The organism is Nocardia brasiliensis NBRC 14402 (genome assembly GCF_000308475.2).
Classification (GTDB): domain Bacteria; phylum Actinomycetota; class Actinomycetes; order Mycobacteriales; family Mycobacteriaceae; genus Nocardia; species Nocardia brasiliensis.
Map to the genome: position 1 here is coordinate 46,413 of NZ_BAFT02000099.1, position 26,800 is coordinate 73,212.

The window sequence follows — 26,800 nt, forward strand, 5'->3', positions numbered from 1 at the left end:
GAGCATTCAAGGCATTACGGACAATCACCCGCCCAAACTGTGTCTACCGTCACAGGAAGCAAACTATTTCGCGCGTCTAACTAGCGAGGTCGCTACCGTTTCGTTACCGTCGGCCGACATCGACGACCGCTCGACGTGACGCAGCAAAGGACACCGGCTGGATGCGCTTCGAAACAACCGCGAATATCGGTGCGGCACACCGAATACCAGACGTTTCTCGCATACCGGCGCGTTCTGGACAATCCAGACAAATGCGGTCGATGCGATGAGCGGCTACGGTCCGCGGGGTTTCGAGCAGCGCAACACCTTCCGGCTGCGCAACCCGGACGATATCCAGCAAGGATTCAGCTATCCATTGCGCCGGGACGAACCCTGGATGGCTCGGGAAGACCACCGGCCCACGGCCGACCGGTGGCCCACCACCGAGGACCGCTGGTCCGGCGACAACGATCGGTGGGCCGCCCCCGAGGACCCGCGACTCACCGCAGCGCCGTGGTCCACCGAAAACCGCTGGCTCGAAAACCATTGGCCGCCCGCCGACGAGCAGTGGGCCGAGGACTGGCCGACGGCGACCGACGAGCCGCACAGCGATCCGACACCCACCGATCAATGGACGTGGGCGAACGACCGCTGGCAGTCCCCGAACGAACCGTGGGCGGCACCCGGCGCGCGAGTCCCGGACGATCGCTCCCGGGCGAGCCGACGCGAGGACCGATCCGACACCAGCCGCGCGTCTCGAAACCGCGTCGACCGCAGCGGGGGTGACCGCAGCGGTGCGTCCACACCCGACAACACACTTCAGGGCAAGTACACGGACGGCGACACCGGCGCACGCGCTGGGGCCGCACGCGCTGGGGCCAGCGCAATCTCCGACATACAACCTGGCCGGAGATCGCGCGGCACCACGCATCGGGCCGAGCGCACCGTCGTTGCCCAGGGTCTCGGCATTGATCGCGATTCAGCCGCCTACATCGGAAGGGGCCAGTCCGACGTAGGCGGCAACGGCTTGACCCGGGGTGCTGAGATCGTGCTGGGGGCGCAGCGGCGCGACCAGACGATGACGCCCGGTGCTGCCGAACCGCGCAAGCGTCGAGGTGGGCGGCATCGGATGCCTCCGCCGCCGACGGCGCTGAAGGGGCGGGCGGCGATCGTCGCCGTGGCCGCGGGCGCGATCGTGGCGGCGGGGCAGAATCTCGAGACCGGGAGCGCCAAGGCGCCCGCACAGTCGGTAGCGCCGATGGCGCTGGGGCAACCGCAGGCGGTGGAGGTGGCGGCCGCAGGTGCGGCGCCGAACAGCACGGATCCAGGTTTGCTCGCGGAAGGTCCGGCCACGCTCGGCCAGTTCGCCGACATGCTGCAGAACGGCAGCAAGGTCGCGGACGAGATCGCCGCCGACGTCCAGGCCAAACTTCGTCCCCTGTTCGTCAAGTTCACTTCCGGCACCTTCACCTCCGGCTACGGAATGCGCTGGGGCACCCTGCATCCCGGCGTCGACGTGGCCGCGCCGATCGGCACCCCGATCGTCGCGGTGGAGGACGGCACCGTGATCAGCGCGGGACCGGCCAGCGGCTTCGGCATGTGGGTGCGCGTACTCGGCGACGACGGCACCGTCACCGTGTACGGCCACATCAACACCGCGCTGGTCTCGGTGGGCCAGCACGTCACCGCGGGCGACGAGATCGCCACGGTCGGCAACCGCGGCGAGACCACCGGCCCGCACTGCCACTTCGAGGTCTGGCTGAACGGCACCGACCGCATCGACCCCCTCCCCTGGCTCGCCACCCGCGGCATCGGCCTCGGCCCCGAGCGCGACTGACCCTTCCAATCAGCGCAACTGGACCCCGCTGAAATACCGAGACCGGAATCACCGCAGTTCAGCCCGCCTTCACTATTTACGACCGATCGGTCGTACTATATCGTGACAGTCATGCCTACTATGCTCCCGAGCTACCACGTGGGGATCGTCGTCACCGATCTCCGACAGGCCATGGCCGAGCTGAGCAAGATCGGCTTCGAATGGCACGCCCCCATCCGCAACGACAGTGATGTGCTCATCGACAACGCACCGGTCAACATCAGGCCGTGGATGACCTACTCGAAACAAGGTCCGCCCTATATCGAGCTGCTCGAGCAGATGCCGGGCACGATCTGGGCGGAACCAGGTCTGCATCACCTCGGCGTCTGGACAGACGATGTCGCCGCGGAATCCGAACGACTCACCGATGCGGGCATTCCCCTGCTCAGCACCCAGCACGACAATCAGACCGGCGCGCCCGCCCGCTATCACCGAACCGCGGACGGCGTGCGGTTCGAACTGATGGATATCGGACGGGTCGGTCCAGGCTTGGCGACCTATCTGAGCGGCGCCGCCGACAACTACCTCAACGGCCTCGCCGATGACTACTTCGACTCGGTCGCCGGACGCTGAGGGCGCTGCGGCACAAGCGGCTTCGTATCCGGCGGCTTACTCTCCGCGCGCAGGCCGATTAGGCATCAGGACCCCGGCGACGAGACAGGCTGCGGCGAGGCAGATACCGCAGGCGGCGAAGGCGGTGCCGTAGCCCGCGCTCGAGGCGATCGCGCTCAATGCCGCGAGCCCGACCGCGCCGCTGGTCTGGCGCACCGTGTTCAGCACACCGGCGGCCAGGCCGTTACGTTCCGGCGGCACGCCGTCGGTCGCGGCGACGGTGAGCGGGGTGAACGCGGCGGCCGTGCCGTAGCCGAAGACCATGCCCGACACCAGGACCGACCAGAAGTACGCGGCGCCGAGCGCGATCCCGAGCGCGGTGCCGAGAAAGCCCAGCCCGCCGATCGCACAGCACAGCATGGCCGCCCGGCGCGCGCCGAATCGCACGGTGAGCCAACCCGCGGAACGGGAACCGACGACCATCGCGATACCCGAAGGGAGATAACCGATCCCGGCCAGGAACGGCGAATACCCGTACACGTCTTGCATGTACAGCGACAGCAGGATGGGACTGCCGAGGAAGCCGACGCCGAGCAGGAAGATCACGATGTTGGCGCTGGTCACCGAGCGCAACCGGAAGATGGTCAGCGGCAGCAACGGCTCGGCCGACCAAAACGCCTGGTGCACCGCGAAAACGGCGAGCAAAGCCGCGCCGCCGAGCACCGCGACGAGCACTCCCGGATCGGTCCAGCCCGCGGCCGCCGACCGCATGATGGCCAGCACGACGCCGGTGATGCCCGCGGTGACCAGCACCGCGCCGACCACATCGAGCCGCGGCCGCGCGACGGCCGTCACCTGACGCGGCAGCACCACGAATGCGCCGATCATCCCGACGACCCCCACCGGGGCCAGGACGAAGAAGACCCAACGCCACCCGGCCAATTCGGTGAGCAACCCGCCGAGCACGGGTCCCGCCGCGGCACCCGCCGCCGCGACCGCACTCCAGATGGCGAGCGCCCGGGCCCGCCCGGCCGGTTCGAGAAATGTCGTGGTCAGCATCGACAGCGTCACCGGCATCAGCAGCGCACCCCCGAACCCCTGCACCGCACGGGCGGCCAGCAGGAAACCCGGCGTGTCGGCGAACCCGGCCGCGACCCTGGCGACGGTGAATATCCCCAACCCTGCCAACAGGATTCGGCGACGGCCGAACACGTCCGCACAGCGCCCGCCGAACAGCAGGCAGCCCGCGAAGGCCAGGGTGTAGGCGTTCACCGCCCACGGCAGCGCCGCGGGCGTGAAGCCGAGGTCGGCGCGCAGGTCGGGCAGCGTGATCGAGACGATGGTGGCGTCCATGACCACGCTGAACGAACCGAGGCAGGCCAGCGCCCACACCAGAACCTGCTGCCGCGTGGGCTTCTCGGCGCGCACGGCCGCACCGACGCTCACTGCTCCCACCCCGGTTCACCGGGCCGCGCGTCGAATCGAGTTGCGGGAACCGCGTATCGAGCCTCGGGTATCGCGTAGAGCGCGTCGACCGCGGCACGGAGGTCCGGATACTTCACCGCATGACCGCTGACCTCCGCCGGGTGCGCGGGCAAACCGGCTGCGGCGAGCAGTGTTTCGACGAGGTCGCTCATGCCGCCGCCGTCCAGGTCGGCGGCAACTGCCGGTGCCATCCGGTGTCCTGCTGGAACGCCTCGCCGACCCGCAGGATCATGGCCTCACCGAAGGCCGGACCGGCGATCTGACAGGACAGCGGCAGGCCGTCGGCGCCGAAGCCGATGGGCACGGCCAGCACCGGATTTCCGAGGGCGTTCCAGTACGGAGTGTGGATCCTCCGGAACAGCGCGGCATCGTCCTGATGCCCTGCCGCATCGGCCAATTGGTCCAAGCGCGGCGCGGTGACCGAGGCCGTCGGGCACACCACCGCGTCGACCTGTTCGAACAGCGCACCGATCGCGCCCTGCGCGACCCGCCGGACCCGTTGCGCCTGAACGTAATCCGCGCCCGATAGCAACGCACCTTGGGCGAGCAGGCCGCGGGCGGCGACGAAATAGTCGTCCCAGCTGCGGGTCAGGTCGTTGCGGTGGTACGCCAGGCCCTCCGAGACCGCACTGACGATCGCGGCGGTGGTGGCTTCCCGGTAGAACGGCAGCGTGATCTCGGTCGTCTGGGCACCCCGCGCACCCAGAACCGCTATCGCACGGTCGAATACGGCCGGTAGCTCAGGGTCGCCGCCCTCGGCGAGATCGCGAACCACGCCGATCCGCACACCGCTCAGGTCGGTCTGCTGCGGCCCGACGGTGAAGACCGTGTCCACCACGGGATGCGTGCTGTCCGGGTCGCTCGGGTGCGGACCGGCGAGCACCGCGAGCAGAGCCGCGCAGTCGGCCGCGGTACGAGCCAGCGGGCCCACCCGGTCCAGGCTGTAACCCAGTGGCACACAACCGGATTTCGGCACCCGCCCGAAGGTCGGCAGCAATCCGGTCACCCCGCAGAACGCGGCGGGCATGCGGATGCTGCCCGCGGTGTCGGAGCCGAGCCCGGCCGGAAACAGGCCCGCGGCGATCCCGTTCGCCGTGCCGGAGCTGGAACCGCCGGCCCAGCGGTCGACCCGCCACGGATTGCGCGGCAGCGGGAACGGCTTGCCGGAATCCGGTATGCCGCAGGCGAACTCCATCGTCGTGGTCTTGCCGGTGATGATCGCACCGGCCGCCTTCAGCCGGGCCACGACCGGTGCGTCCCGTCCCGCGCCCCACGCCTGATCGTGCACCAGACTCTGTGCGGTGGTCGGGCCTTCGGCCACGGCCATGGTGTCCTTCACCGCGACCGGAATGCCGTGCAGTGGGCCGCGGGCGAGCCCGGCCGCGCGCTCGGCGTCGGCCTGCCACGCCTGCTCCATGGCGGTTTCGTCGAAACGGGTGAGATAGACCCCGAGTTCGGTGTCGTGCCGGTCGGCGAGCGCGATCGCGGACTCGATCAGCGCGGCGCTCGTCGTTTCGCCCGCGCGCAGTGCGCGGGCGGCCTCGGCAATGGAATACATCGGCCGTCCCTTCGAAGTGATCCAGCAAGTTAGGGTTACCTTGCCCGTTCAACCCGAGTTGAGGTCAACTAGAGAAATGCCGGAGCTCACGGATATCTCCACCGTCGTCGACCACTTCGCGCTCCCCCTGTCGACGCTGCACTACTGGGAACGCCGCGGCCTGCTGACGCCGCATCGCCGCGGCGGCCGCCGCTACTACGACGACGATCAGCTCTATCGGATCGCGTTGATCAAGCAGTGGCGCACCACCGGATTGATGAGCCTCGACGAGATCGGCGAGCTGCTCACCGCGCGGGCCACCGATCCGGATTGGCGCACCACGGTCGACGCGCATATCGCCGCGATCAACCGGAACATGGCCGAACTCGAAACCGCGCGCGACTATCTGGACTATCTGCTCACCTGCCGATACGACGGTGAATTGGAGAACTGCCCCGCCTATCGCGCGACGGTCGCCCTACCGGACCGGCCTGGTCCATGATGTGTGGCATGCGCTGTCTGTGACACCGAACACCCGGACTCCCGGCGGGTACCGGTGGTACCTATATGCTGCGGGTCACAGGTAACTCGAAGAGGAGACCCCCATGGCCAGCACCACCGTCGACGCCGTCATCGCCGCCCCGCGCGAGGTCGTGTACCGGCTCTTCGCCGATCGCGAGAGCGTCAGCCCGTACCTGCCGATCAACATCAAACTGACCAAGCCCGGACTGACCGAGCGCGAGGGCGTCGGCGCGCAGCATCTGCTCGGCGTCGGGCCGCTCGGCGTCACCGAGGAGATCACCAAGCTGGTGCCGGGCGAGCGGATGGAATACAAGATCGTCAAGGGGGCGCCGGTGAAGCGCCACGTCGGCGTCATCACCTTCGCCGACGCCGACAAGGGCACCCTGGTGTCCTACACGATGGAATCCGAGCCGAGCCTGCCCGTCCCGGCGAAGGTGCTGGAGTTCGGGTTGAAGAACCTGATCGGCCAGTTCATCAAGGCCGCGCAGAAGGCCGCGCGCTAGAACGCTCAGACGGCCGCGCCGGACTTCTCCGAGCGCGCCGTCTCCAGCAGTTCCTCCGCGTGTGCCCGGCCGGTTTCGGTGTCGTCCAGACCGGCCAGCATGCGCGCCAATTCGATGACCCGTTCGTCCTTGGTCAGCGCCCGCACGCCGCTGTTCACCTTGCCCTTGCCGTCGTCGGACTTGTCGACCACCAGGTGGGTGTCGGCGAAGGCCGCGACCTGCGGCAGGTGCGTCACCACGATGACCTGATGGGTGCGCGCCAGCCGGGCCAGCCTGCGCCCGATCTCCACCGCGGCCCGGCCGCCGACGCCCGCGTCCACCTCGTCGAAAACCATGGTGGCGCCGTGATCCGAGCGGGCGAGCACCACCTCAAGCGCGAGCATCACCCGGGAGAGCTCACCACCGGAAGCGCTCTTGCTCAACGGCAGTGACTGGGCGCCCGAGTGCGCGGACAACCGGAACTCCACCTCGTCGACGCCCGAGGACCCGGCGTGCAGTTCCTTGCCGCCGACGAGCAGCGGCGCGGAATCCTGCGGCCCCGCGGGCACCGGCCGGACCTCGACCTCCAGTTTCGCCTTACCCATGGCCAGCCCGCCCAGCTCGGCGCTCACCGCGGACGCGAGCTTGCCCGCCGCCTTCTTGCGCGCGGCACTCAGCTTGCCCGCCGCCTCCTGCACCCGTTCGGCCGCGATATCGACCTCGGCGGCCAGTGCGGTGAGCGCCTCCTCGGACACGTCGAGCGAGCCGAGCTTGGTGCGCGCCTCGTCGGCCCAGGCGAGCACGCCGTCGATGTCCGGAGCGTATTTGCGGGTCAGCGACTTCAGTTCGGCCTGGCGGGTGAGCAGCGAATCGAGCGCGCCGGGGTCCGACGGCAGGTCCGAAAGATAGCCGCTCAGTTCGGTGGTCAGGTCGACCACCACCGCGATCGCCTCGCCGAGCCGCGGCGCCAGCGCGGTGAGCTTCGGATCATCAGCGGACTCGATGCGCGAGCGCGCGGCACCGAGCAATTCCAGTGCGCCGGAACCGTCTTCGGGCGTATCCGGCGAGCCGGCCAGCGCGTCGTGCGCGGTCGCGGCGGCCTCGCGCAGCGAATCCAGGTCGCTGAGCCGGCGCACGTCCTCGACGATGCGCACATCCTCGCCGGGTTCCGGTGCGATGGCATCGATCTCGGTCAGCGAGTGCTGCAACCGGTCGGCCTCCTGCGCCAATTCCCGGCTGCGCGCGGTCCGTTCGAGCAATTCGTTGCGGGCGTCCAGCCAAGAGCGCCGCTGCACACCGTATTTGCGCAACAGCGGCGCGACGGTGTCGGCCGCGAACTGGTCCAGCGCGGCCAATTGCTGATCGGGACGCTGCAAACGCAGCTGATCGTTCTGCCCGTGCACGGTCAGCAACGGCGCGGTGAAATCGGCGAGGACCGCGGCGGGCACGCCCCGGCCACCCAGGTGCGCGCGGGAACGGCCGTCGCTGCCCACGGTGCGGATCGCGATGATGCTGCCGTCGTCATCCTGTTCGGCCGCAGCCGATTCCAGCACCTGCGCCACTTCGGCACGGGCGCCGTCGTTCACGTCGTCGACGGTGAAACGGCCCTCGACCACCGCCCGCGCGGCACCCAGCCGGACCCGCCCCGGATCGGCGCGCGCACCGCTCAGCAGGTGCAGGCTGGTGACCACCATGGTCTTGCCCGCACCCGTCTCACCGGTGAGAACCGTGAGACCCTCGTGGAATTGCGCGGTGGCCGTCGAGATAACGCCAAGCCCGTCAATCCTGATCTCTGTCAGCATGTGTGCTCTCCGTTCGCCGTCGGCCACGCCAGCCTGTCACGGGCAATTGGAACTTGCGCACCATCCGGTCCGCGAAGGGCGCGGAATCCAGCCGCACCCAGCGCACCGGCTGCGCGCCGCGGACCGCTTCCAACCGGCCGCCGCGCGGCAGGTCGAGCGTGCGCCTGCCATCCAGGAAAACTATCGCATCGTGCCCCTCGGCGGCCGCCTCGACCGCGATCCGCGACTCCGGGCTGGTCACCAGCGGCCGGGCAAACAGGGCGTGCGCGTTGCTCGGAATCACCAGCAGCGCTTCGAGTTCCGGCCACACCACCGGGCCGCCCGCGGAGAACGCGTACGCGGTGGAGCCGGTCGGGGTGGCGATCAGGATGCCGTCGCAGCCGAACGCCGACACCGGCCTGCCGTCCACCTCCAGCACCAGCTCCAATACGCCCATCCGCGAGGCGTTCTCGATGCTCGCCTCGTTCAGCGCCCAGCCGGTTTCCACCACCTCGTCGTCCACCCGGACGTTGACGTCGATGGTCATCCGGTGCTCGATGCGGTAATCGCGCCGCACCACATGGGCCAGCGCGTCGTCGAGGTGCTCGGCCTCGGCCTCGGTCAGAAAACCGATGCGGCCCAGATTGATTCCCAGCACCGGCACCCCGGCCGGACGCGCCAGCTCGGCGGCCCGCAGGAACGTGCCGTCGCCACCGAGTACCAGCACCATCTCGCAACCGACCGCGGCCTCGGGCCCATGCGCGACCACCCGCACCGGATAGCCGCACGGCTCGGCCTCGAACCGGGTACTGTCCGCCTCGTCGTCGAGCACCCGCAGGCAGATGCCCGCATCGGCGAAGATCTTCGCCAGCCGGTGCGCGGTCTCGATGATCTCCGCCCGGCCGGGATGCGACACCAGCAGGATCTCCCGGTTATCGGCCCTCGTCGGCGCGTTCACTGTGGACCCTCCTCAACCGCACGCTCGACGAGGGCAGCCACTCGCGCCTCGTCGTCTTCCAGCCTGCCGTCCGCGGTAACGGACTTGCGCAGCCACAGGAAGTATTCGACATTGCCCGACGGGCCCGGCAACGGGCTGGCGGTCACGCCCTCGGTGTGCAGGCCGAGCCCCGCCGCGACCGTCGCGACCTCGCGCACCGCCATGGCGCGCAGCGCGGGATCACGCACCACACCGCCGGAACCGACCCGCTCCTTGCCGACCTCGAACTGCGGCTTCACCATCGGCAGCAGATCCGCGCCCGGCGCGGTGCACGCGGCCAGCGCGGGCAGCACCAGGGCGAGCGAGATGAACGACAGGTCACCGACCACCAACTCGACTGGGCCGTCGATCATTTCGGAGGTGAGGTGGCGCACGTTCGTGCGATCGACCACCCGCACCCGGTCGTCGTTCTGCAACCGCCAGATCAACTGGCCGTAGCCGACGTCCACCGCGACCACCTCGCGCGCCGCGCGCGAGAGCAGCACATCGGTGAAACCGCCGGTGGACGCGCCCGCATCGAGGCAGCGCTTCCCCGCGACGGTGAGCCCCGCCGGTTCGAACGCCGCGAGCGCGCCGAGCAGCTTGTGCGCGCCGCGCGAGGCCCACGACACCTCGTCGGCCTGCTCCCGGACCAGCAGCGGTGTACCCGCCTCGACGGCGGTCGCCGGCTTCACCGCGACCGTTCCGGCTATCAGGACGCGACCGGCGCCGATCAGCTCGACCGCGTGTTCTCGCGATCTCGCCAACCCGCGGCGAACCAGTTCGGCGTCCACGCGCGCGCGTCTGGCCACCTCAGATCTTGTCCACCGTGGCCAGGGCCTGCACCAGCACGTCGTGCGCCTGCTCCAGGATCCGCGCGCGGCGGGTGATGTCCGCGCCGGTCTCCGCGCTCTCGGCCGTCGCGTTCGTGCCCGGCCAGCCGGTGCGGGTGACGAGTTCGGTGAGCAGGCCATCGATCTCGGTGCGGATGCGCTCCGGATCGGCGGGCTCCGGACGCCCGGGTGCACCCGGCAGATGCTGGCCCGGCAGCGGAACCCCGGGGCGGGGTCCGCCGGCACCTGGCGTCGGCATTCCTGGGCGGGGCATGGGAGTAGTCATCGTGCGGTCAACGCTATCGGATTTCCGAACCGGACGCGCGCACCGTCACGGCTCGTCCCGGGTTGCGCCGCAACCGGTTGGCCAGCACCGCGGCGAGGTCGCTCGGATCGATGTCCGATTCGGCCGGAATCGGCGGGTGGTTCAGCGCGTCCAGCGAATCGGCCACATAGGTCGGAATGAATTCGGCCGCCGCGTCTTTCAGCTCGTCCAGGGTGCTGACGCCGGTGAGCACCAGCAGCGATGCCAGGCCCACGGCGTTCGCGCCCTCGATATCGGTGTCCAATCGGTCACCCACCACCAGCGCGCTGCGGGTGCCCGCGCGCACCAGCGCGTCCTCCATCAGCGGGGCGAACGGTTTGCCCGCCACCATCGGCTCGAGCTCGGTCGCGGTGCGCAAGGCGGCGACCATCGCGCCGTTGCCCGGGGCGAGGCCGCGCTCGTTCGGCAGCGTCTTGTCGGTGTTCGCGGCGACCCACAGGGCATCGGCGCGCAAGGCGTACGCGGCCTCGGCGAGTTCGGGCCAGCCGGTCTGCGGTGAATGTCCTTGCACCACAGCGGCGGGCGCGGCCCCGTCGAAGCGGCGCACCGGGCGCAACCCGACCGCCGTCACTTCGGCGGCCAGATCGTCGGTGCCGACCACCAGCACCTCCGCGCCCGGAGCGAGACGCTCGGCCAGCAGCCGGGCCGCCGCCTGCGCGCTGGTCACCACGTCGTCGGTGGTCGCGGAGAAGCCGAGGTCCGCCAGATGCGCCGCGACCGTCGCCGGTGACCGGCTCGCATTGTTGGTGACGTACACCAACCGCTGCGTGCCCTCGGCCGCCAGCGCCGCCGGCGCGCCCTCGATCACCACGGGACCCCGGTACAGGGTGCCGTCCAGGTCAAGCAGCAAGGCTTCGTAGCGATCTCGTAGCCGCTTCACACCACTCTCCGTGTCACCGAACTTCGCATCCCTCCGGATGCCCGAACCGGCCCCGCCGCGCCCATGGCAGCTCCGAGACACCCGCACATTACGCCAAGGCGCCGACACGAACCGCGGCCGGTTCAGCCCCCCGTCCGCCACCGATGTGCACCCGGTGCGGTGCACCGACGAGACGCGGACGCTCCCGTCCGTGAGCGGGCCAAAGCTCGACAAGTGGGCGTCCCTCCCGCTTTGCCGCACCTGGTCGGGGCTACCGGTTGCTGCTGACGGCGACAAGAACCGCGCCGCGACCCGCGCGGTGCACCGAGTCGCGTCGGCCCATGCGCTCTTTCGAGGTAACGAGAACGGAGTCGACGGGGCGACTCGGCGCTGTTGTCGGATCCGCGTCGGTGGCGGTTCGGCCCGACTCTCGGTTAGGAGGCGGCTCGGGCGTTAAACTGCTGATCAAGTCGTCGGCGTCGGTCTCGGGGGCGGGCCGGCACGGGAAGGTGGTGCCATAGTGTTTCGTGCCGGGGTGTTGGTTCCGGTGCTGCTGTGCGCGGCATCGCTGGCCGGTGCGGGACAGGCCGCGGCGGACAGTTACGGCGGCTGCCAGGTCGGCAGCATGATGAGCGGCCGGTTGGTGCCCGGGACCGGCAGTGCCGGACAGAACATCCATCGAGAAGCGAACCTGCGCGAATGCGCCAGTCCCCTGCTGCCCGGGGTGGACGCCGCACGGATGAGCGTGACCATCCCGTTCAACGCGCCGGGCGCGACCAGCTCTGCCGAATTCGCCTGGTCCGACGGAAGTGTCAGCACGGCAACCGGTTACGGCAACGGCCTGTGGTCGATCACCGCCGGTCCCGCCACCGGCCACGCCCTGCACATCCACACCGCCGACACCTGGAACGGCTGGTACTTCAGCTACGCCGAGGTTCTCGTCACCTCCGCCACCTTCGTCTCCTGACTCTCCGCTGACGCGGCCTCTTCGATTTCCCGCACCCTTTCCGTCTTCCCGCACCCGCTGTGGCCTGGCATAGCGCGTGCGGGAAGACAGAGGGGGTGCGGGAGTCCGGTTGATCACCAGGTAATGGTGGCGGCATCGGCCGAGAGGGCTACGCCACGGTTGGCGCGCCGGGTGTCGCCGGCGCGGCCTCGATGCGTGTGCTTGTTGAGCGGCAACGGGTTTCGAATCGCGGCGGCCTCGTCCCACCCCCGATCGGCTCGAAACGCGAGACGCCGATCTCGGTCCTCGTCGGCGGCGACGGAGACCACGTCCTGGGCCGGATCGAGCGACGCCTCGTCGGGCCACCACTAGTGTAGGGGCAGTGCTGGCGGGAGTTTCATCCCGGCAGCGCGCGGGAAGGTGACGCCCGCGAGCTTCGTGCGCGGGTGACCAGTTTGCCGCGACTGGTTGCGGCCCCGAATAGCGTTGGACTCAGCCGATGCGTCGTGCGAGCCGGTTGCGACCGAACACGCTCAGGCGAAAGGAGTGAGCTCAGCTTTCGACGGGCTGGGCGATGAAGTCGGCGTGTTCGGCTTCGGTGGCGTCGCGGGCTTCGTCGATGAGGAGTACGGGGATGCCGTTGTCGATGGGGTAGGCGCGGCGCAGGCGCGGGTTGTAGAGGACGGTGCCCTCGGTCGCGCGGACCAGCAGCAGCGGGCCCTTGTCCTGCGGGCAGGCCAACAGGCTCAACAGCGTGGCGTCCAAGGTGGTGTGCTCCGGCATGACCGAAAACCTACCCGACGACGTCCCGCGATTCGACCGCCGGTCGGCGGTGGAACGAGATGTGGCGGTGGCCGAAGTAGCTGGCGACGGCCACCAAACCCATCACCACGACCGCCGCGGGTTTGTCCGGGAAATGCCACACCGACACGGCCAACTCCAGCAACACCATATTCAGCAGCAGCCCACCGGAATTCACCGCGACGAACCGCAGGAAATCACGCAGCAGATGCCCGCGCACCCGGAACACCAAAGTCCGATGCAACACGAACGCAACCGCAATACTCACGCCATACGCCGCCGCCACCGCCACCGAAGGCGGCACATTGTCGCCGAGCACCGCCAGCCACACCACGGTCATCCCGATACCGAGCGCGGTATTGAACCCGCCCACCACCGCGAACGCCAACTCCTGCCGCCGCACCACCCGCAACAAAGGCCCCGGATTCTCCACACCCCCCGCAGCACTCTCCCCCACCTCCGCCGCGACGCCTCCCTCCGCACCAGTCAAAGCCCCACCACCCGCACCGGTCGCACCAGTCCGACCACCATCGGCCCGACCCGCAACTCTCGCGCCAGCCACCACGCCATCAAAATCGCCTGACTGCTGCGCCAGACCCAGATCTGCCTCGGCAGGCGAGGCGGGCGGCGCTTGGTGGTTCGCGGTGTCGGCTCGCAGGTCGTAGTTGTCGGTGTCGCGGAGTGGGGCCCGGGGCACCGCGCGGATCACCTCCTCGGTGCGTGCGGAAGCCACGCTCCGGTCATCGTCGAAATCCACCAGGCGGCACCTCCTGTCGCGCTGGGCACTCTAGTCGCCACCGCACGATTCCTCGACGACCACCCCGGCCCGCGCGCCGACTGCGCACCCGTCCACTCCCGGAACCGGGTGTGAACCGCACGCAATTCGCCGCTCCTCGCGTCCGCCCGCCCCGCCAATCCGGCGATTCACAGACCTCCCGCACCGAGCCTCGGCGCGCCACGCGGCAAGTCGCTGTGCGAGGTGCCAACAACCCCTGTGAGGTCGGCCGCTAATCCGCTCTAGCTAAGGATCAGCGTGGGCGTACCCCGGCTGCGGGATTCGTGTCCGCGACCGAAGGGGCTGTCGCGTGGGCACGTCCGGCTACTGGCGGCGGTCCTTCACAGGAGCGCTGTCTTCGCAGATATTCGCTCCGAGTTCGTTGCGCCACAAGGAAACTCACGCGGATCCGTGACCTTGGTCGACCGATCCCGGACCGAGTCCTCGGTACAAGATCGGCACTGCCAGACCACCTCCCCGATCAGCGCGACGCGTCGGCCAGGTCTGGTTCAGGGGATGGTTCGGTCAGTTCTTCGGGGCGGCGGCGGGTGTACAACCATTGGAGCAGTCCGGCGCCGACCAGGCCGAGGGCGATGGCGGCGGCGCCGATCTGCCAGCCGGGGGGTCGCCAGGTCAGTTCGAGGTCGCCGTTTTTGGTGCCGGCCGGGATGTCTACGGCGAGGAAGGTTTTGGCGACGAGGTGGGTGGGGAGGTCTTTGCCGTCGAGGGTGGCGTGGTAGCCGGGCCAGCCGAGGCGGGCGAGGACGACCTGGCCGCCGGTGTCGGAGCTGACCCGCACGCTGCTGGTGCGGTCGGATTCGGCGACCGAGGTGGCGGTGACGCCGCGAGCGGCCGCGACGCGCCCGTTGCGAGTGGAGAGCAAGCCGTCGGCGCGTTCCAGCACGGAGATGTACTGCTCGTGGCCGGGGTAGTCGACCCATTTCCAGCCGGGCGGTGCGGGCTGGTTGCGGGCATCGGGGTACATCGCGCGTTGCAGCACGACCCGGTCGACTTTCATGAGGTCGACGATGGTGCGTCCGGTGCTGGGTTCGATGTCGAACGCGCGCCGGAACGCGTCGGGGCACACGCTGGTGTCCCAGCGCATGCAGAGCAGCTCGCCGAACCAGTAGTGGCCGTTCGGCGTGTATCCGCTGACGTAGGTGAGTTCGAGATCTTTGGCGTAGTTGCCGAAGACGAGAGACCCGTAGGCGCCCTTCAGGTTTCGTTCGCCGGGCGTAATGGGTCCGCGGTCGGCGAGTTGCAGGGTGGTGCCGGTGAAGTCGGGGAACGCGGCTTTCATCGCGGAGCGGTCGGTCGGCAGGTTCCAGCCCATCGGGGTCGGCTGCGCGGCCCACACCTGGACGTAGGCGATGGGGAACACCGCGACGAGTGTGAGCACGCAGGCGGCGACCGTGCCTTTGTTGCGTCCGAGCCAGACCACGGCCGCCCCGAGCGCGGCCACCGCGAGTACCGCGACCATATGCCCGCCCAGTTCGCGGGGCGCGGCGGAGAACGACCGCACGAACAGCAACCCGATCAGCACGCCCGCGGCGATGCCGCGCCGCCGCCAGCCGTCGAAGGTGGCGTAGCGCCCGAGCAGCACGCACACCAGCACCAGCAGCCCGAGCGCCACCATCGGCAGCACTCGCGCGGGCCAGCGCAACGGGCCGATGGCACCGGGTCCGGCGGTCCACATCAGCGCCATGATCGCGAACAACGCGATCGCGGTGAATTCCCGCCAGTTCTCCCGTGCTTTGCGCCAGTCGATGAACGCCAGCGCCGGGATCAGGAACCACGCGATGTAGACGACCGGCATCGGCTGCACGTAACCCCACCAGGAGTTGTACGCGGGCAGCGTGCTGGGCAGGCTGGCGTTCAGCGATTCGGACCAGGGGACGGTGAGGAACTGGTCGTTGTTGATCTGGGCGGTGCCGCGCCAGGTCACCTTGGCCGAGAGCATGCTCGGCAGGTAAGTGGCCAGCCCGACCAGCGCCGCGCAGCCGGCGGTGCCGAGCAACCACAGCGACGGACGCCATTTGCGTTGGTAGACAACCTCACCGACGGCGACCGCGCCGATCATCAGCCCGGCTTCCACGGCCGGGAAGATGTACTGCACCGAGATCGCCAGGTACAGGAACACGAAAGTCGGGATGGGCCCGCTGGATCCGGACCGACCGCTGCCACCGAGCCCCCGCGCGTAACGGACCCCGGACGCCCACGCGTGCGTCAGCCACGCCGTGCCGACGAACGCGGTGTACCAGCTGGCTTCGTCGAAGAACAGCAGCCAGCCGGTGAACGGCATGGTGACGCCGGCGACCGCCGCCCACGGGGCTTTCGCGCCGTAGGCGAGGCAGATCCGGTACACGCCGAGACCGAGCACGATCGCGAAGAGCAGTTTCACCACGGTGGCGTAGAGCGCGACGTTGTCCACCGAGGGCGCGATCAGATCGATCAGCAGCTGCGGCGGATTCAGCAGGCCCGCCTCTTCGATGGTGTAGTTGCCCGCCATCCAGTGTTCGGGGACCAGCATCGGAAATTGCCCGTCGCGCAGGCGATTTCCGAGCATCACCCACAGCGGGGCGTACTGCGACTCGGTGTCGTCGGTGTAGAAGTGCCGGACGTTGGCCAGCAGGACGGCGCCGTATCCGGCGATCACTCCGAGTGCGGTTATCAGACCCCACTTGTACACGTCCCGCCGGGCGAGCGCGCTGCTGCTTTCCACCACGAGTCCCAGACCCTACAGGCATCACACCGCGGCGGGCTGCTCCCCTGTCCGTCGCCGCGACCGCACGTACACCCACTGCAGCACACCGGTGCCGACGAGGCCGGCGGCCAGCGCGGCGATGCCGATCTTCCAGCCCGGCGGACGCCAGGTCAGCACCAGTTCGGCGTTCTGGGTGCCCGCGGGAAGGTCAACGGCGACAAACGATTTCGCCACGGTGGTGATCGGGATCTGCTTGCCGTCCAGCGTCACGCGATAGCCGGGCCAGCCCAGGCGGGCGAACACCACCTTGCCGCCCGCGGGCGCGCTCACCCGGACCCGGCTGGTGGTGCCGGTCTCCGAGATCGACGTCGCCGTCGCGTTCTTGGTGGCCGAGACCCGTCCGTTCACCGTGGAGATCAACCCGTCGACGCGTTCGAGCACCGAGATGAACTGCTCGTGTCCCGGGTAGTCCACCCACTTCCAGCCGTCCGGTGCGGGCTGGTTGCGCGCGTCCGGGAACAGTGCCCGCTGCAAGACGACCCGGTCGATCTTCATCAGATCGGCGAGGTTGCGTCCGGTGGTCGGCTCGGGGGCGAACATGCGCCGGAACGCGTCCGGGCACACGCTGCTGTCCCAGCGCATGCACAGCAGCTCACCGAAATAAAAATGGCCGGTCGGGGTGTAACCGTTGACGTAGCTCAGGTCCAGTGATTTGGCGTAGTTGCCGAAAACCAGGGAACCGTAAGCACCTTCGAGGCTTTTGTCCCCCGGCTGCACCAAGCCCCGCTCGGCAAGCTGGAGGGTGGTGCCGGGAAAATCCGGGAAGGCGGCCTGGGCCTCGGAGCGGTTGGTCGGCAGGTTCCACGTCATCGGCGTCGGCTGCGCGGCGTTCACCTGCAGGTAGGCGATGGGGAACAGCGCGACGATCGCCAGCGCGCAGGCCATGGCCGTGCCCTTGGTCCGATCCAGCCAGAGCACGCCGGCGCCGAGCGCGACCACCGCCGCGACCGCGAGCACATGCCAGCCGACCTGGTGCGGATCGGCGGAGAAGGTCCGCACGAACAGCAGGAAGATCAGCACGCCCGCGGCGACGGTCCGGTTCTTCAGATCCCGCGTGGTCGCGTAGCGCCCGAGCAGCACGCACACCAGCACCAGCAGCCCGATGGCCAGCATCGGCAGCACCCGCACCGGCCAGCGCAGCGGACCGATGGATCCCGGCCCGGCCGCCCACATCAGCATCACGACCGCGAAGAACGCGACGCCGGTCAGCTCCCGCCAGGATTGCCGGGCTCGCTGCCAGTCGATGAACGCCAACGCCGGAATCAGGAACCAGGCGATGTAGGTGACCGGCATCGGCTGCACATAGCCCCACCACGAGGTGAAGGCCGGCATCGAACTCGGCAGGCTGGCGTTGAGCGATTCCGACCACGGCACGGTCAGGAACTGGTCGTTGTTGATCTCCATGGTGCCGCGCCAGGTGACCTTGGCCGAGAGCATGCTCGGCAAAAAGGTCAGTAGCCCGGCCAGTCCGGCGCAGCCGCCGACGATCGCCAGCCGCAGCACGGGCAGCCATTTCCGTTGGTAGACAAGCTCTCCCACCGCGACCGCGAGCAGCATCAGCGCCGCCTCGACCGCCGGGAAGATGTACTGGGTGGAGATCGTCAGATAGAGATAGACGAACACCGGGATCGGCCCGCCCTGCCCGCGGGTGTAGCGCACCGACGACGCCCAGGCGTGCACCAGCCAGGCCGTGCCGGTGAGCGCGGTCATCCAGCTGGCCTCGTCGAAGAACAGGAAGAAGCCCGAGAGCGGGAACGCGATACCCGCCACCGCCGACCAGGCGGGCCGGCCGCCGTAGGCCAGGCAGATCCGGTAGACGCCGAGCGCGGAGATGATCGCGAAGATCAGTTTCACGACGGTGGCGTAGAGCGCCATGTTGTCCACCGACGGCGCGATCAGATCGATCAGCAGCTGCGGCGGGTTGAACAGGCCCGCGTCGTCCATCGTGTTGTTGCCCGACATCCACCGCTCGGGCACCAGCACCGGGAAGGTGCCGTCGCGCAACGCGCGCCCGAGCCCGATCCACAGTCCGGTGTACTGGGATTCGGTGTCGTCGGTGTAGAAGTGCCTGGCGTTGGCGAGCAACACCGCGACGTAGCCCAGGATCACGCCGACGATGGTGATCGCACCCCAGCGGTATACCTCGCGACGAGCGGAGCGGTCCTCTGCTGCGGGCTCGGGCGCCGACGCGGCCCCCTCCGATCCGGCAGGCGCGGGCGGTTCGGCAGAAGTAGCCGTGTTGACCTCGGCGGACCCGGTGAGCACCACCCTCGACACTGCGCTTTCCGTCACGAGTTCCAAACCCTACACAGCGGTGTGGCACTTGGCATCAGCCCGCCGCCGCGATGATGATGGGGGGATGTGCTGCCCCGGAATCGGAAACCCGCACCATGCTAGAGTTCTGGACGGCTCGGGCCCTGCTGTCCCGCGGGAGCTACCGGCACGCACCGTCATCGAAAGTCGATCAAGCTGATGCCGATTCCGTCCAATCAGACGCCCCGTTCCGCCGTCGTACCGAACGGCCGGTCCGCCCGATCGCACGGCATCTCCGTCGTCGTGCCGATCTACCGGGGTGAGGACACCGTCGGCGGGCTGGTCGCCGAACTCCACGAACTCACCCGCCCCAGCACCACCCCGGGTGGGGTCACCTTCCAGGTCGACGAGATCATCCTCGTGCACGATCACGGACCGGATCGCTCCGATGTGGTGCTGCAAGAACTCGAGCGCGCCTACCCCGAGGTGCGCACCATCTGGCTCAGCCGCAATTTCGGCCAGGACGCCGCGACCATCGCGGGCATGTCCGCGGCGAACGGCGACTGGATCGTCACCATGGACGAGGACGGTCAGCACGATCCGCGGTTCATCGGCACCTTCCTCGACGCCGCGCTGACCGAACGCGCCGAACTGGTCTACTCGAAGCCGAGCAACACTCGCCCGCACGGCTTCCTGCGCAACCTCACCTCGCGCGGCGCGAAGCTGGTGCTCGCGACGCTGTTCGCGTTCCCCGACTCCACCCGGTTCGAGAGCTACCGGCTGATCCGCGGCGCCATCGGCCGCCAGCTCGCCGAGGTCGCGTCCAACGGGGTGTACCTCGATGTCGCGCTCACCTGGGTGGTCGGCAATGTCGCGCAAGTGCCGGTGGTGCTGCGCGCCGAGGGCCGCGAAGAGTCCGGTTACAACTACCGCCGGCTGTTCTCGTTGTTCTGGAAGATGGTGCTGTGCAGCGGAACTCGCGGCCTGCGCCTGGTCAGCATGCTCGGCGTGACGCTGGCGCTCGGCGGCGGGCTGCTCGCCGCGTTCATCGTCTACGAGGCGCTCACCACCGACAACTGGGCGCCCGAGGGCTGGGCGTCGATGATCGTCGTGCTGCTGCTCGTGTCCGGCGCCATCCTGTTCTCGCTCGGGCTCATCGCCGAGTACCTCGGCGTGGCACTGCACATTCTGGTCGGTAAGCCGCTCTACCTGACCGTCGATTCACCGACACCGCGTCCGCAGGCACTACCCTCCGCAGTCGAGGATCCCGCCGCCGAACTGCGGACCTTGACCACCACCGCCAACAGGGGGAACGACCGGGTTGACCACTGACCGCATCATCTTCAGCCGCCCGTTCCGGGCCGAGCGCGAACTGGCCAATCTGGCGGCCGTACTCGGCTCCGATCACAGTCACGGCGACGGTCCGTTCACCGCGTCGGCGACCGCGAAGCTGAAGACCATCACCGAGGCGCCGCACGCGCTGCTCACCACCTCGTGCACCTCCGCGCTGGAGATGGCGGGTCTGCTGCTGGAGCTGGGCCCGGACGACGAGGTGATCGTGCCGAGCTTCGCCTTCACCTCCACCGCGACCGCGATGGCCCTGCGCGGCGCGACCTGCGTGTTCGCCGATATCGATGCGGAGACCGGCAATATCGATCCGGAATCGGTGGCGGCCGCGATCACCGACCGCACCAAGGCCGTCGTCGTCATCCACTACGGCGGTGTCGCCGCGGACATGGAGCGGCTGCTCGAACTGTCCAACGCGCACGGCTTCGCCATCGTCGAGGACAACGCGCACGGGCTCGGCGGCCGCTGGCGCGGACGCGCGCTGGGCACCCTCGGCGCGCTCGGCACACTGAGCTTCCACGACACCAAGAACGTGCACTGCGGCGAAGGCGGTGCGCTGCTGCTCACCGACGAGATCCTGATGGCGCGCGCGGAGATCATCCGGGAGAAGGGCACCGACCGCGCCCGCTTCCTGCGGGGCGCGGTGGACAAGTACTCCTGGCAGGACATCGGTTCCAGCTACCTGCCCAGCGAACTGAACGCCGCCGTGCTCGACGCGCAGCTCGACGAGTTCGCCACCATCCAGGCCGGACGGCACCGGGTGTGGGACGCCTACGCCGCCGCACTGCCGGACTGGGCCGCCCGCAACGACGTTCGGCTGATGACCGTGCCCGGCGATCGCGAGCACACCGCGCACCTCTACTACCTGCGCGTGCCCGACGAGGACCGCCGCGACGACCTGATCACGCATCTGCGCGGCAAGGGCATCGTGGCGCCGTTCCACTATGTGCCGCTGGATTCCAGCCCGGCCGGGCTGAAGCTCGGCCGCACCCCGCAGCCCTGCGTGCGGACCGCGCAGTTCTCCGGAACCGTTGTGCGCCTGCCGCTTTGGCCGGATCTCACCGACGATCAGATCAGTCGCGTGGTCGCGGCGGTCACGGAGTTCACGGTCTAGGCGTCGAGGACGTACAGCTTTTCGCGGCCGCCCGCGATGAGTGAGCGCTGGTCGATGCGGGTCGCGTAGCGCTGGAAGAACTCGTCCAGCGTCGCCTCGGTGAAGCGGTGCGCCTGCGCGCCGTCGCCGGCGTCGGTGAAACGCTGGCCGAGCAGCGCGAGCACCCGGTTATCGCTGCTGGCCAGGTTGCGCACGGGTTCGGCGATGATCACCTGTTTGCGCGCCGCGGCCAGCATCCGGTCGAGCACCGGCGCGGGATCGGGCAGGAAGTGATAGAGGCTGGCCTGCATCAGCACATAGTCCGCCGCGGGCAGCGGTGTGTCGGAATTCAGATTCCAGACTCGGCCCTGCCCGCCCGCCGCGGTGAGTTTCGCGACGAAACCGTCGTTGCGATCCAATCCCGTGTAGTCGACCGACTTCTGCCGCAGATACCGGGTGTACAGGGTCGCCGGACCGCAGCACAGGTCGAGCACGCTCGCGCCCGCCGGCACCAGCGCCTCGACGGCGCGGTACCGGGCCGCGTAGTGCCGGCCGTACAGCGCACGCATCAGTAGCTCGTAGACGGTGGCGTTGCGGTAGATCAGGCTCGATCGCACCAAATACCCCTGTGAACAGAATCGGACAGCAACGTCAGCGTGGGATGCTACGGCGCGCGGCCGCCGCCCGCACATGCGGGCGGCTCGAGCAGGTGAAATCGGCGGCGCGCGAACGGCTATCGGTCGCCGAGCACGGCGGCCGCGTCTGCCTCGGTGAGGATTTCGTAGGCGTCCGAAGTCCGGTTGTACCACCAGGTGTCCGGGCCCGGCTCAGGGCGGCCCGCCGCCTGCACCGCACGGGTGGACGGGCGGTAGGAGGCACTGCGCGGAATCTCGGCCACCACGTGGACCACATCGGGCCGCTGGTCCGGATCGAGCGCGCGCAACGCCTCGGTCACGTCCTTGGGCTCCAAGTGGAAGCCCTTGCGTACGCACACCGCGGCGACCGCGATGCAGTTCTTGCCAGTGTCCAGCCCGTACGCGACCTCCATATCGATCGCGGTGACATCGTTGAGCACGTCGACGATCGGCTGCCCGAACACCGGTCCGCGCGCGGTGTGGATGACGGTGTCCTTGCGGTCGATCAGCCAGTAGTCGCCGTCGCTGTCGCGGCGGAACAGGTTCTCCGTCGGCATCCACGAGTCGCCGGGCGCGAAAACGCCGCGCAACCCGCCCGCGGAGATGTCGATGCCCTCGGACGCTTTACCGATCAGCAGGCCGACCTCGTTGTCCGCGCAGCGTCGGGCGTAGCCGGCCTCGTCGGTCAGGATCTCCTCGGTGACCGGGTCGTAGGCGACCAGCTCCACCCGGGCGGTGCCGGGGACCGGCCTGCCCTTGCAACCACGCTTGGCGCCCTGCACATTGGCCAGCACCACGTCGCCCTCGATGGAGGCGTAGAACTCCACCACCCGTGCCGGATCGAACTGCTCGGTGGTGCGCCGCCACAGCCCCGAGGGCATGCCGGAGCCGATGAACAGCCGAATCGGATGCCAGTGGTGGTTGGCAGCCGGGGTGGGTGAATACGGCCCGGCCGGGAACACGTCCGCGTCGAGGATGTCGCGCATCATCGTCCAGGTGTAGGTGACCACCGTGACGCCGTAGCGGTGCACCTCTTCGGCGAACCGGGCCGGATCCAGCGAGCGGGCCAGCGCGATCCGGCTGCCGCCCGCGATCGCACCACCCAGACTGACCAGCAGACCGGACGAATGATGCAGCGGCGCAAGGCAATACACCGTGTCCCTGCGATTCAGGTCGGCGGTGGTCGCGGTGCCGAAGGCCGACAGCGCCCAGCGATGGTTGGTGATGTACTTGGTCTCGAGCCGGTCGCCGGTGCCGGTGACGAGCACGAACGCCAGCTCGCGGGCGAGCCCCGGGTCGGGTCGGTACCAGCCGGGCAGCTTCACCTGCGCGGGGTCGATCTGCTCGAGGTCGATCACCTGGCCGTCGGCCGGCAGATCGAGCTGCCGGGCGTCCCCGCCGCCGAGCACCAGCACCCGCGCACCGGTGCCCGCCGCGTGCCGCAGGTTCTCCGGATCCGCGACCACCGTGTCGACATGGGTCAGTTCCAGCGCGCGGACGAGTTCGCTGCCGGGCGCGAGCAGCACCGCCACCGCGCCGAGCCGCGACAGCGCGGCGACCGTCGCCAGCGCGCTCGGCCGGGTTTCCATGATCACGCCGACCCGCATCGCCGGGCGGATGCCAACCGAGATCAGCCCGCGCACCACGTTGTCGATGCGCACGTTGACCGCGGCGTTGGTGTGCACCCGGTCGTCGAAGAGGAACAGGTCCTTCAGCGGGGCGCGCCTGCCCTGTTCGGCGATCAGCCTGCCGAGCGAGATCCGGGTGTGCGGCTGGATCATGCCGAGCCGGGTCAGCCGGGGCAGCGCCCGCGCGGCCTCCCCCGCCAGCTCCACCGAGCCGCGCACGGTGTTGTTCGCGATACCCTCCAGCGCCTTGCCGACGCCCGCGCCCGCCTCGGCCAGCGAGGCCGCGGTGTGCACCACGCGGGTGGCCGCCGAACGCGGCCGGTTCGTCTCGACCTGATCGACCATCGGATGGATCTGCGGCGGCAGCAGGGTGTCTCGTTCGAGCCAGTCGACCCACTGGCGCACCAGCGGCCAGGTGTGATTGGTCGCGGTGCTGCCCGCCACCAGACCGAAATGCCCGGCGACCAGCGTCGCCTCGTAGACCTCCGCGTTCGGCGCGGCCCGCACGATGCCGCGCACCGCGCCGGGCTGACCGATATCGTCCACCTCGCCGACGAACGCGAGGATCGGGCACTTCAGCTCCGCGAGCGAGACCGGGTGATCGCGAATCACGAAGCCGCCCAACATCAAACGGTTGTGCGCGACGAACTGCTTGAGCAGATCGGCGGCGGCCGGACCGGCATAGCCGACCCAGCCGTCGCTGTTGAGGAACCGGCGCTGCCGCTCCTTGGGCAGCAACGCCTCCCGGTCGTGCAGCTGGCGCAGGAAGTCGAGCCTGGCCTTCGCGGTCTTCATCGGGTCGAGCATCTGGAAGCCGATCCGCACCATCGAATCGGTGATCGGCAGCCGCGTCACCACGTGATCGGCCAGGAAATCGGCGACATCGGAGACCATGCCGTAGGGCAGGCCGAACGGCATGCCCGCGACGATGTCGACGGGACTGCCGAACGTCACGATGCTCTGCACGCCCTTGCCGTACCGGTAGGCGGCGACCTGGTAGGCGAACATGCCGCCCTGCGAGTACCCCATCAGGTGCACGCTGCTGCCGGTCGCCTCGGTCACCGCATCGATCGCGCTGCTCACCGCGAGCACATGGTCGGCCAGGTCGCGCTCCCAGCCGCCCTCTTCCTTCGCGGGCGAGCCGAAATCGACCACCCAGCAATCGATTCCGCCGCGATGCAGGATACCGACGGCGCCGTCCTCGGCGTTCACGTCCCAGATGTCGGCATTCACCATCAAGGGCGGCACGAGCAGCACGACCGGCCGGTTCGGGGTCGCGTCGTCCGGGAAGTAGTGCCGCAGCCGGTACATGCGCCGGCGCTCGACCACCTCGAACGGGGACGACTCGACATCATGGGTCAACCCGCCGAAGCGGATGACCTCGAGGCCGTTCTGCGCGGTTGCCATCAACCGCTGCACCGACCCGACCAAATCCTTCGCGCTGAACTTCACAATCGCTCCTGGCCCTACCCTAGAACGTGGCACACATGACCGGCGCACTCCGCCGAAAAGGAGTCCCTTCCGGTCCCCGAGAAGTACGCCGACTACATGTTCCGTCGAGCTTCCCACACCAAGTGTCCACTATGTGGCTGCTGTGACCCGATCCATGTCGGTTCGCGCGCCGTTCGCGACGCGCCAGGGTAGCTATCGCCGCGCGATCTGTCCGCCGAATCACGGTTCGTGCGCACAACGTTATCCGGCGTTGTTTCGATCGGTCGCGTGTCGTGACCATCCGAATCACGGCACGGGCATCTGCGATATTCGGCTGCGCGGGCCCGACCGCCCGGACTAAACTCGGGCCGTCTGGAACACACTGTCGTGTAAGACATTTCGCTCGTTCACCGTAGCTTTCGCGGGTTTCCTGCCCGCTTATTCGTGGTGCAGTAAAGCCGTCTTCGATCTCATCGTATCGGTGCCCTATCTCGAGGGGAGGACCACGCATGACTATCGAAATGCCCGTCCACACGGAAAACAATGTCCGCAAGAGCCTCAGTACCTCCGCCGCCGCCAAACTGTCGCACACCACCAAATCCGAACCGCAGATGCAGGGCATCAGCTCGCGCTGGCTCACCCGCATGCTGCCATGGACCCAGGTCAATGGCGGTGTGTACCGGGTGAACCGGCGCCTCACGCACACCGTCGGCAACGGCGAGGTGGAATTCATCGTCGACGGGTCACAGGCGCGCGTCATTCCTCTGGAACTCCAAGAACTTCCGCCGCTGCGCGGTTTCGATGACGAAGAAGTGCTGCGCGCATTGTCCGACCGTTTCGAGCAGCGCGAACTGGAACCGGGCACCGTGGTCGCCGAATTCGGAAATCCGATGCATCAGGTCGTGCTCATCGTGCACGGAAAACTGAGCAAACTCGGCTCCGGCGAATACGGCGAGCAGACCAAACTCGGCATGTTGGCGGGCGGCGATTTCTTCGGCGAACAAACGCTGACCGATCCGGATGCCATTTGGCCGGCCACCGTCAAGACCGTCACGCGGACAACGGCTCTCGTGCTGCCCCGGCAAGCCCTCGACGAAGTGATCGAGAACGCGCCCGCGCTACGCGAGCAACTCTCGCGCGTCGCCGCGGTGTCCACCCAGCCGCAGAACCACAAGGGCGAGGCCGATATCGAAGTCGCGTCCGGCCACGCCGGGGAGCCGATGCTCACCGGCACCTTCGTCGACTACGACTCGGCGCCGCGGCAATACGAACTCAGCCTGGCGCAGAGCGTCCTGCGTGTGCACACCAGGGTCGCCGACCTGTTCAACGATCCGATGAACCAGGTCGAACAGCAGCTGCGCCTGACCGTCGAGGCGCTCTACGAACGCCGGGAGAACGACCTCGTCAACAATCCCGATTTCGGTCTGCTGCACAACTGCGATCTCAAACAGCGCATCTACACCGAGTCCGGCCCGCCCACCCCGGACGACATGGACGAACTGCTCAGCATGCGCCGCAGCACGAAACTCTTTCTCGCACACCCGAAAGCCATCGCCGCGTTCGGGCGTGAATGCAGCAGACGCGGCCTGTATCCGGACCCGGTGGATGTGGACGGCCACCGCGTGCCCGCCTGGCGCGGGGTGCCGATCTTCCCGTGCGGCAAGATCCCGGTCAGCGACACCGCGACCACCTCGATCCTGGCCATGCGCACCGGCGAGAAGGACCAGGGTGTGATCGGCCTGCACCAGATCGGCATACCGGACGAGTACGAGCCGAGCCTCAATGTGCGGTTCAAGGGGATCGATGATCAGTCGATCATCTCGTACCTGGTCAGCTGCTACTACTCCGCCGCCGTGCTGGTCCCGGACGCGCTCGGCGTGCTCGACAACGTCCTGGTCGCCCGCCAAGCCGACTGACGGG

22 protein-coding genes are annotated in these 26,800 nt (G+C 68.7%); 8 read left to right on the forward strand and 14 right to left on the reverse strand.

The annotated features are described in order from the left end of the window. Window positions 1-265: 265 nt before the first annotated feature. Window positions 266-1,816 carry a M23 family metallopeptidase gene (locus TY25_RS44815; protein ID WP_052383373.1) on the forward strand — a complete coding sequence of 517 codons (1,551 nt, stop codon included), beginning with the start codon at window positions 266-268 and terminating at the stop codon, window positions 1,814-1,816. A 111-nt stretch (window positions 1,817-1,927) separates the two neighbouring features. Next, complete coding sequence (locus TY25_RS40970; protein ID WP_081869271.1) at window positions 1,928-2,428, forward strand: VOC family protein; 501 nt, start codon at window positions 1,928-1,930, stop codon at window positions 2,426-2,428. A gap of 36 nt (window positions 2,429-2,464) precedes the next feature. Here the strand turns inward: TY25_RS40970 and TY25_RS33765 are convergent, their stop codons facing one another. From TY25_RS33765 to TY25_RS33775, 3 genes are read right to left on the reverse strand one after another with little or no spacing between them, the layout of a single operon-like run. Next, window positions 2,465-3,853 carry a DHA2 family efflux MFS transporter permease subunit gene (locus TY25_RS33765; RefSeq protein ID WP_052383375.1) on the reverse strand — a complete coding sequence of 463 codons (1,389 nt, stop codon included), beginning with the start codon at window positions 3,851-3,853 and terminating at the stop codon, window positions 2,465-2,467. Further along, the gene (locus TY25_RS33770) at window positions 3,850-4,083 is read right to left on the reverse strand and encodes a hypothetical protein (RefSeq protein ID WP_226887415.1); all 234 of its coding nucleotides are present in this window, start codon (window positions 4,081-4,083) and stop codon (window positions 3,850-3,852) included. The genes TY25_RS33765 and TY25_RS33770 overlap by 4 nt, the downstream gene beginning before the upstream one ends. Further along, complete coding sequence (locus TY25_RS33775) at window positions 4,041-5,450, reverse strand: amidase (RefSeq protein ID WP_042263209.1); 1,410 nt, start codon at window positions 5,448-5,450, stop codon at window positions 4,041-4,043. Before TY25_RS33775 ends, TY25_RS33770 begins: the two co-directional genes overlap by 43 nt. Before the next feature lie 76 nt (window positions 5,451-5,526). Between TY25_RS33775 and TY25_RS33780 the strand changes: the two genes are divergently transcribed. Both TY25_RS33780 and TY25_RS33785 read left to right on the forward strand, forming a co-directional pair. Next, window positions 5,527-5,931 carry a helix-turn-helix domain-containing protein gene (locus TY25_RS33780; protein ID WP_014983561.1) on the forward strand — a complete coding sequence of 135 codons (405 nt, stop codon included), beginning with the start codon at window positions 5,527-5,529 and terminating at the stop codon, window positions 5,929-5,931. A 103-nt stretch (window positions 5,932-6,034) separates the two neighbouring features. Next, window positions 6,035-6,454 (forward strand): SRPBCC family protein, encoded by a 420-nt coding sequence (locus TY25_RS33785; RefSeq protein WP_042263211.1) that lies wholly within the window; start codon window positions 6,035-6,037, stop codon window positions 6,452-6,454. 5 nt (window positions 6,455-6,459) lie between these two features. Here the strand turns inward: TY25_RS33785 and recN are convergent, their stop codons facing one another. From recN to TY25_RS33810, 5 genes are read right to left on the reverse strand one after another with little or no spacing between them, the layout of a single operon-like run. After that, entirely contained in the window at window positions 6,460-8,235 is a 1,776-nt protein-coding gene (gene recN, locus TY25_RS33790; RefSeq protein WP_042263212.1) for a DNA repair protein RecN, read from the reverse strand. Then, on the reverse strand, window positions 8,213-9,172 hold the full coding sequence (locus TY25_RS33795) for an NAD kinase (RefSeq protein ID WP_042263215.1): 960 nt from the start codon (window positions 9,170-9,172) through the stop codon (window positions 8,213-8,215). Before TY25_RS33795 ends, recN begins: the two co-directional genes overlap by 23 nt. Continuing rightward, window positions 9,169-10,002 (reverse strand): TlyA family RNA methyltransferase, encoded by an 834-nt coding sequence (locus TY25_RS33800; RefSeq protein WP_042263218.1) that lies wholly within the window; start codon window positions 10,000-10,002, stop codon window positions 9,169-9,171. The genes TY25_RS33795 and TY25_RS33800 overlap by 4 nt, the downstream gene beginning before the upstream one ends. 1 nt (window position 10,003) lies before the next feature. Next, window positions 10,004-10,282 carry a hypothetical protein gene (locus TY25_RS33805; protein ID WP_042263220.1) on the reverse strand — a complete coding sequence of 93 codons (279 nt, stop codon included), beginning with the start codon at window positions 10,280-10,282 and terminating at the stop codon, window positions 10,004-10,006. A gap of 40 nt (window positions 10,283-10,322) precedes the next feature. Further along, on the reverse strand, window positions 10,323-11,228 hold the full coding sequence (locus tag TY25_RS33810) for an HAD-IIA family hydrolase (RefSeq protein WP_042263222.1): 906 nt from the start codon (window positions 11,226-11,228) through the stop codon (window positions 10,323-10,325). Between the two features lie 499 nt (window positions 11,229-11,727). On the opposite strand from TY25_RS33810, the gene TY25_RS33815 reads away from it, so the two are divergent. Further along, complete coding sequence (locus TY25_RS33815) at window positions 11,728-12,174, forward strand: hypothetical protein (RefSeq protein ID WP_156055159.1); 447 nt, start codon at window positions 11,728-11,730, stop codon at window positions 12,172-12,174. Window positions 12,175-12,705: 531 nt separating this feature from the next. On the opposite strand, the gene TY25_RS33825 is transcribed toward TY25_RS33815, so the two are convergent. The 4 genes from TY25_RS33825 to TY25_RS33840 form a co-directional block, all read right to left on the reverse strand. After that, window positions 12,706-12,936, reverse strand: a complete 231-nt coding sequence (locus TY25_RS33825; RefSeq protein WP_014983551.1) for a Trm112 family protein — start codon at window positions 12,934-12,936, stop codon at window positions 12,706-12,708. Window positions 12,937-12,946: 10 nt separating this feature from the next. Next, on the reverse strand, window positions 12,947-13,711 hold the full coding sequence (locus TY25_RS33830; protein WP_226887417.1) for a GtrA family protein: 765 nt from the start codon (window positions 13,709-13,711) through the stop codon (window positions 12,947-12,949). 499 nt (window positions 13,712-14,210) lie between these two features. Beyond that, a complete protein-coding gene (locus tag TY25_RS33835) occupies window positions 14,211-16,418 on the reverse strand; it encodes a hypothetical protein (RefSeq protein ID WP_081869277.1) in 2,208 nt (735 codons plus the stop codon). Window positions 16,419-16,475: 57 nt separating this feature from the next. Next, on the reverse strand, window positions 16,476-18,602 hold the full coding sequence (locus TY25_RS33840; protein ID WP_042263305.1) for a membrane protein: 2,127 nt from the start codon (window positions 18,600-18,602) through the stop codon (window positions 16,476-16,478). Between the two features lie 363 nt (window positions 18,603-18,965). Between TY25_RS33840 and TY25_RS33845 the strand changes: the two genes are divergently transcribed. Together TY25_RS33845 and rffA are read left to right on the forward strand one after the other, a co-directional pair. Then, window positions 18,966-20,078: a glycosyltransferase gene (locus TY25_RS33845; RefSeq protein ID WP_052383377.1), complete on the forward strand. Its 1,113-nt coding sequence runs from the start codon at window positions 18,966-18,968 to the stop codon at window positions 20,076-20,078. Beyond that, window positions 20,068-21,207, forward strand: a complete 1,140-nt coding sequence (gene rffA / locus TY25_RS33850; protein WP_042263231.1) for a dTDP-4-amino-4,6-dideoxygalactose transaminase — start codon at window positions 20,068-20,070, stop codon at window positions 21,205-21,207. The genes TY25_RS33845 and rffA overlap by 11 nt, the downstream gene beginning before the upstream one ends. Here the strand turns inward: rffA and TY25_RS33855 are convergent. Beyond that, complete coding sequence (locus TY25_RS33855; protein WP_042263309.1) at window positions 21,204-21,803, reverse strand: class I SAM-dependent methyltransferase; 600 nt, start codon at window positions 21,801-21,803, stop codon at window positions 21,204-21,206. The two genes, rffA and TY25_RS33855, sit on opposite strands and share 4 nt — an antisense overlap. A gap of 116 nt (window positions 21,804-21,919) precedes the next feature. Next, the gene (locus TY25_RS33860; RefSeq protein ID WP_088606921.1) at window positions 21,920-24,901 is read right to left on the reverse strand and encodes an acyl-CoA synthetase; all 2,982 of its coding nucleotides are present in this window, start codon (window positions 24,899-24,901) and stop codon (window positions 21,920-21,922) included. 488 nt (window positions 24,902-25,389) lie between these two features. Here TY25_RS33860 and TY25_RS33865 point away from each other — a divergent pair, with 488 nt between their 5' ends. Next, window positions 25,390-26,796, forward strand: a complete 1,407-nt coding sequence (locus tag TY25_RS33865; protein ID WP_042263233.1) for a family 2B encapsulin nanocompartment shell protein — start codon at window positions 25,390-25,392, stop codon at window positions 26,794-26,796. Window positions 26,797-26,800: the final 4 nt, after the last annotated feature.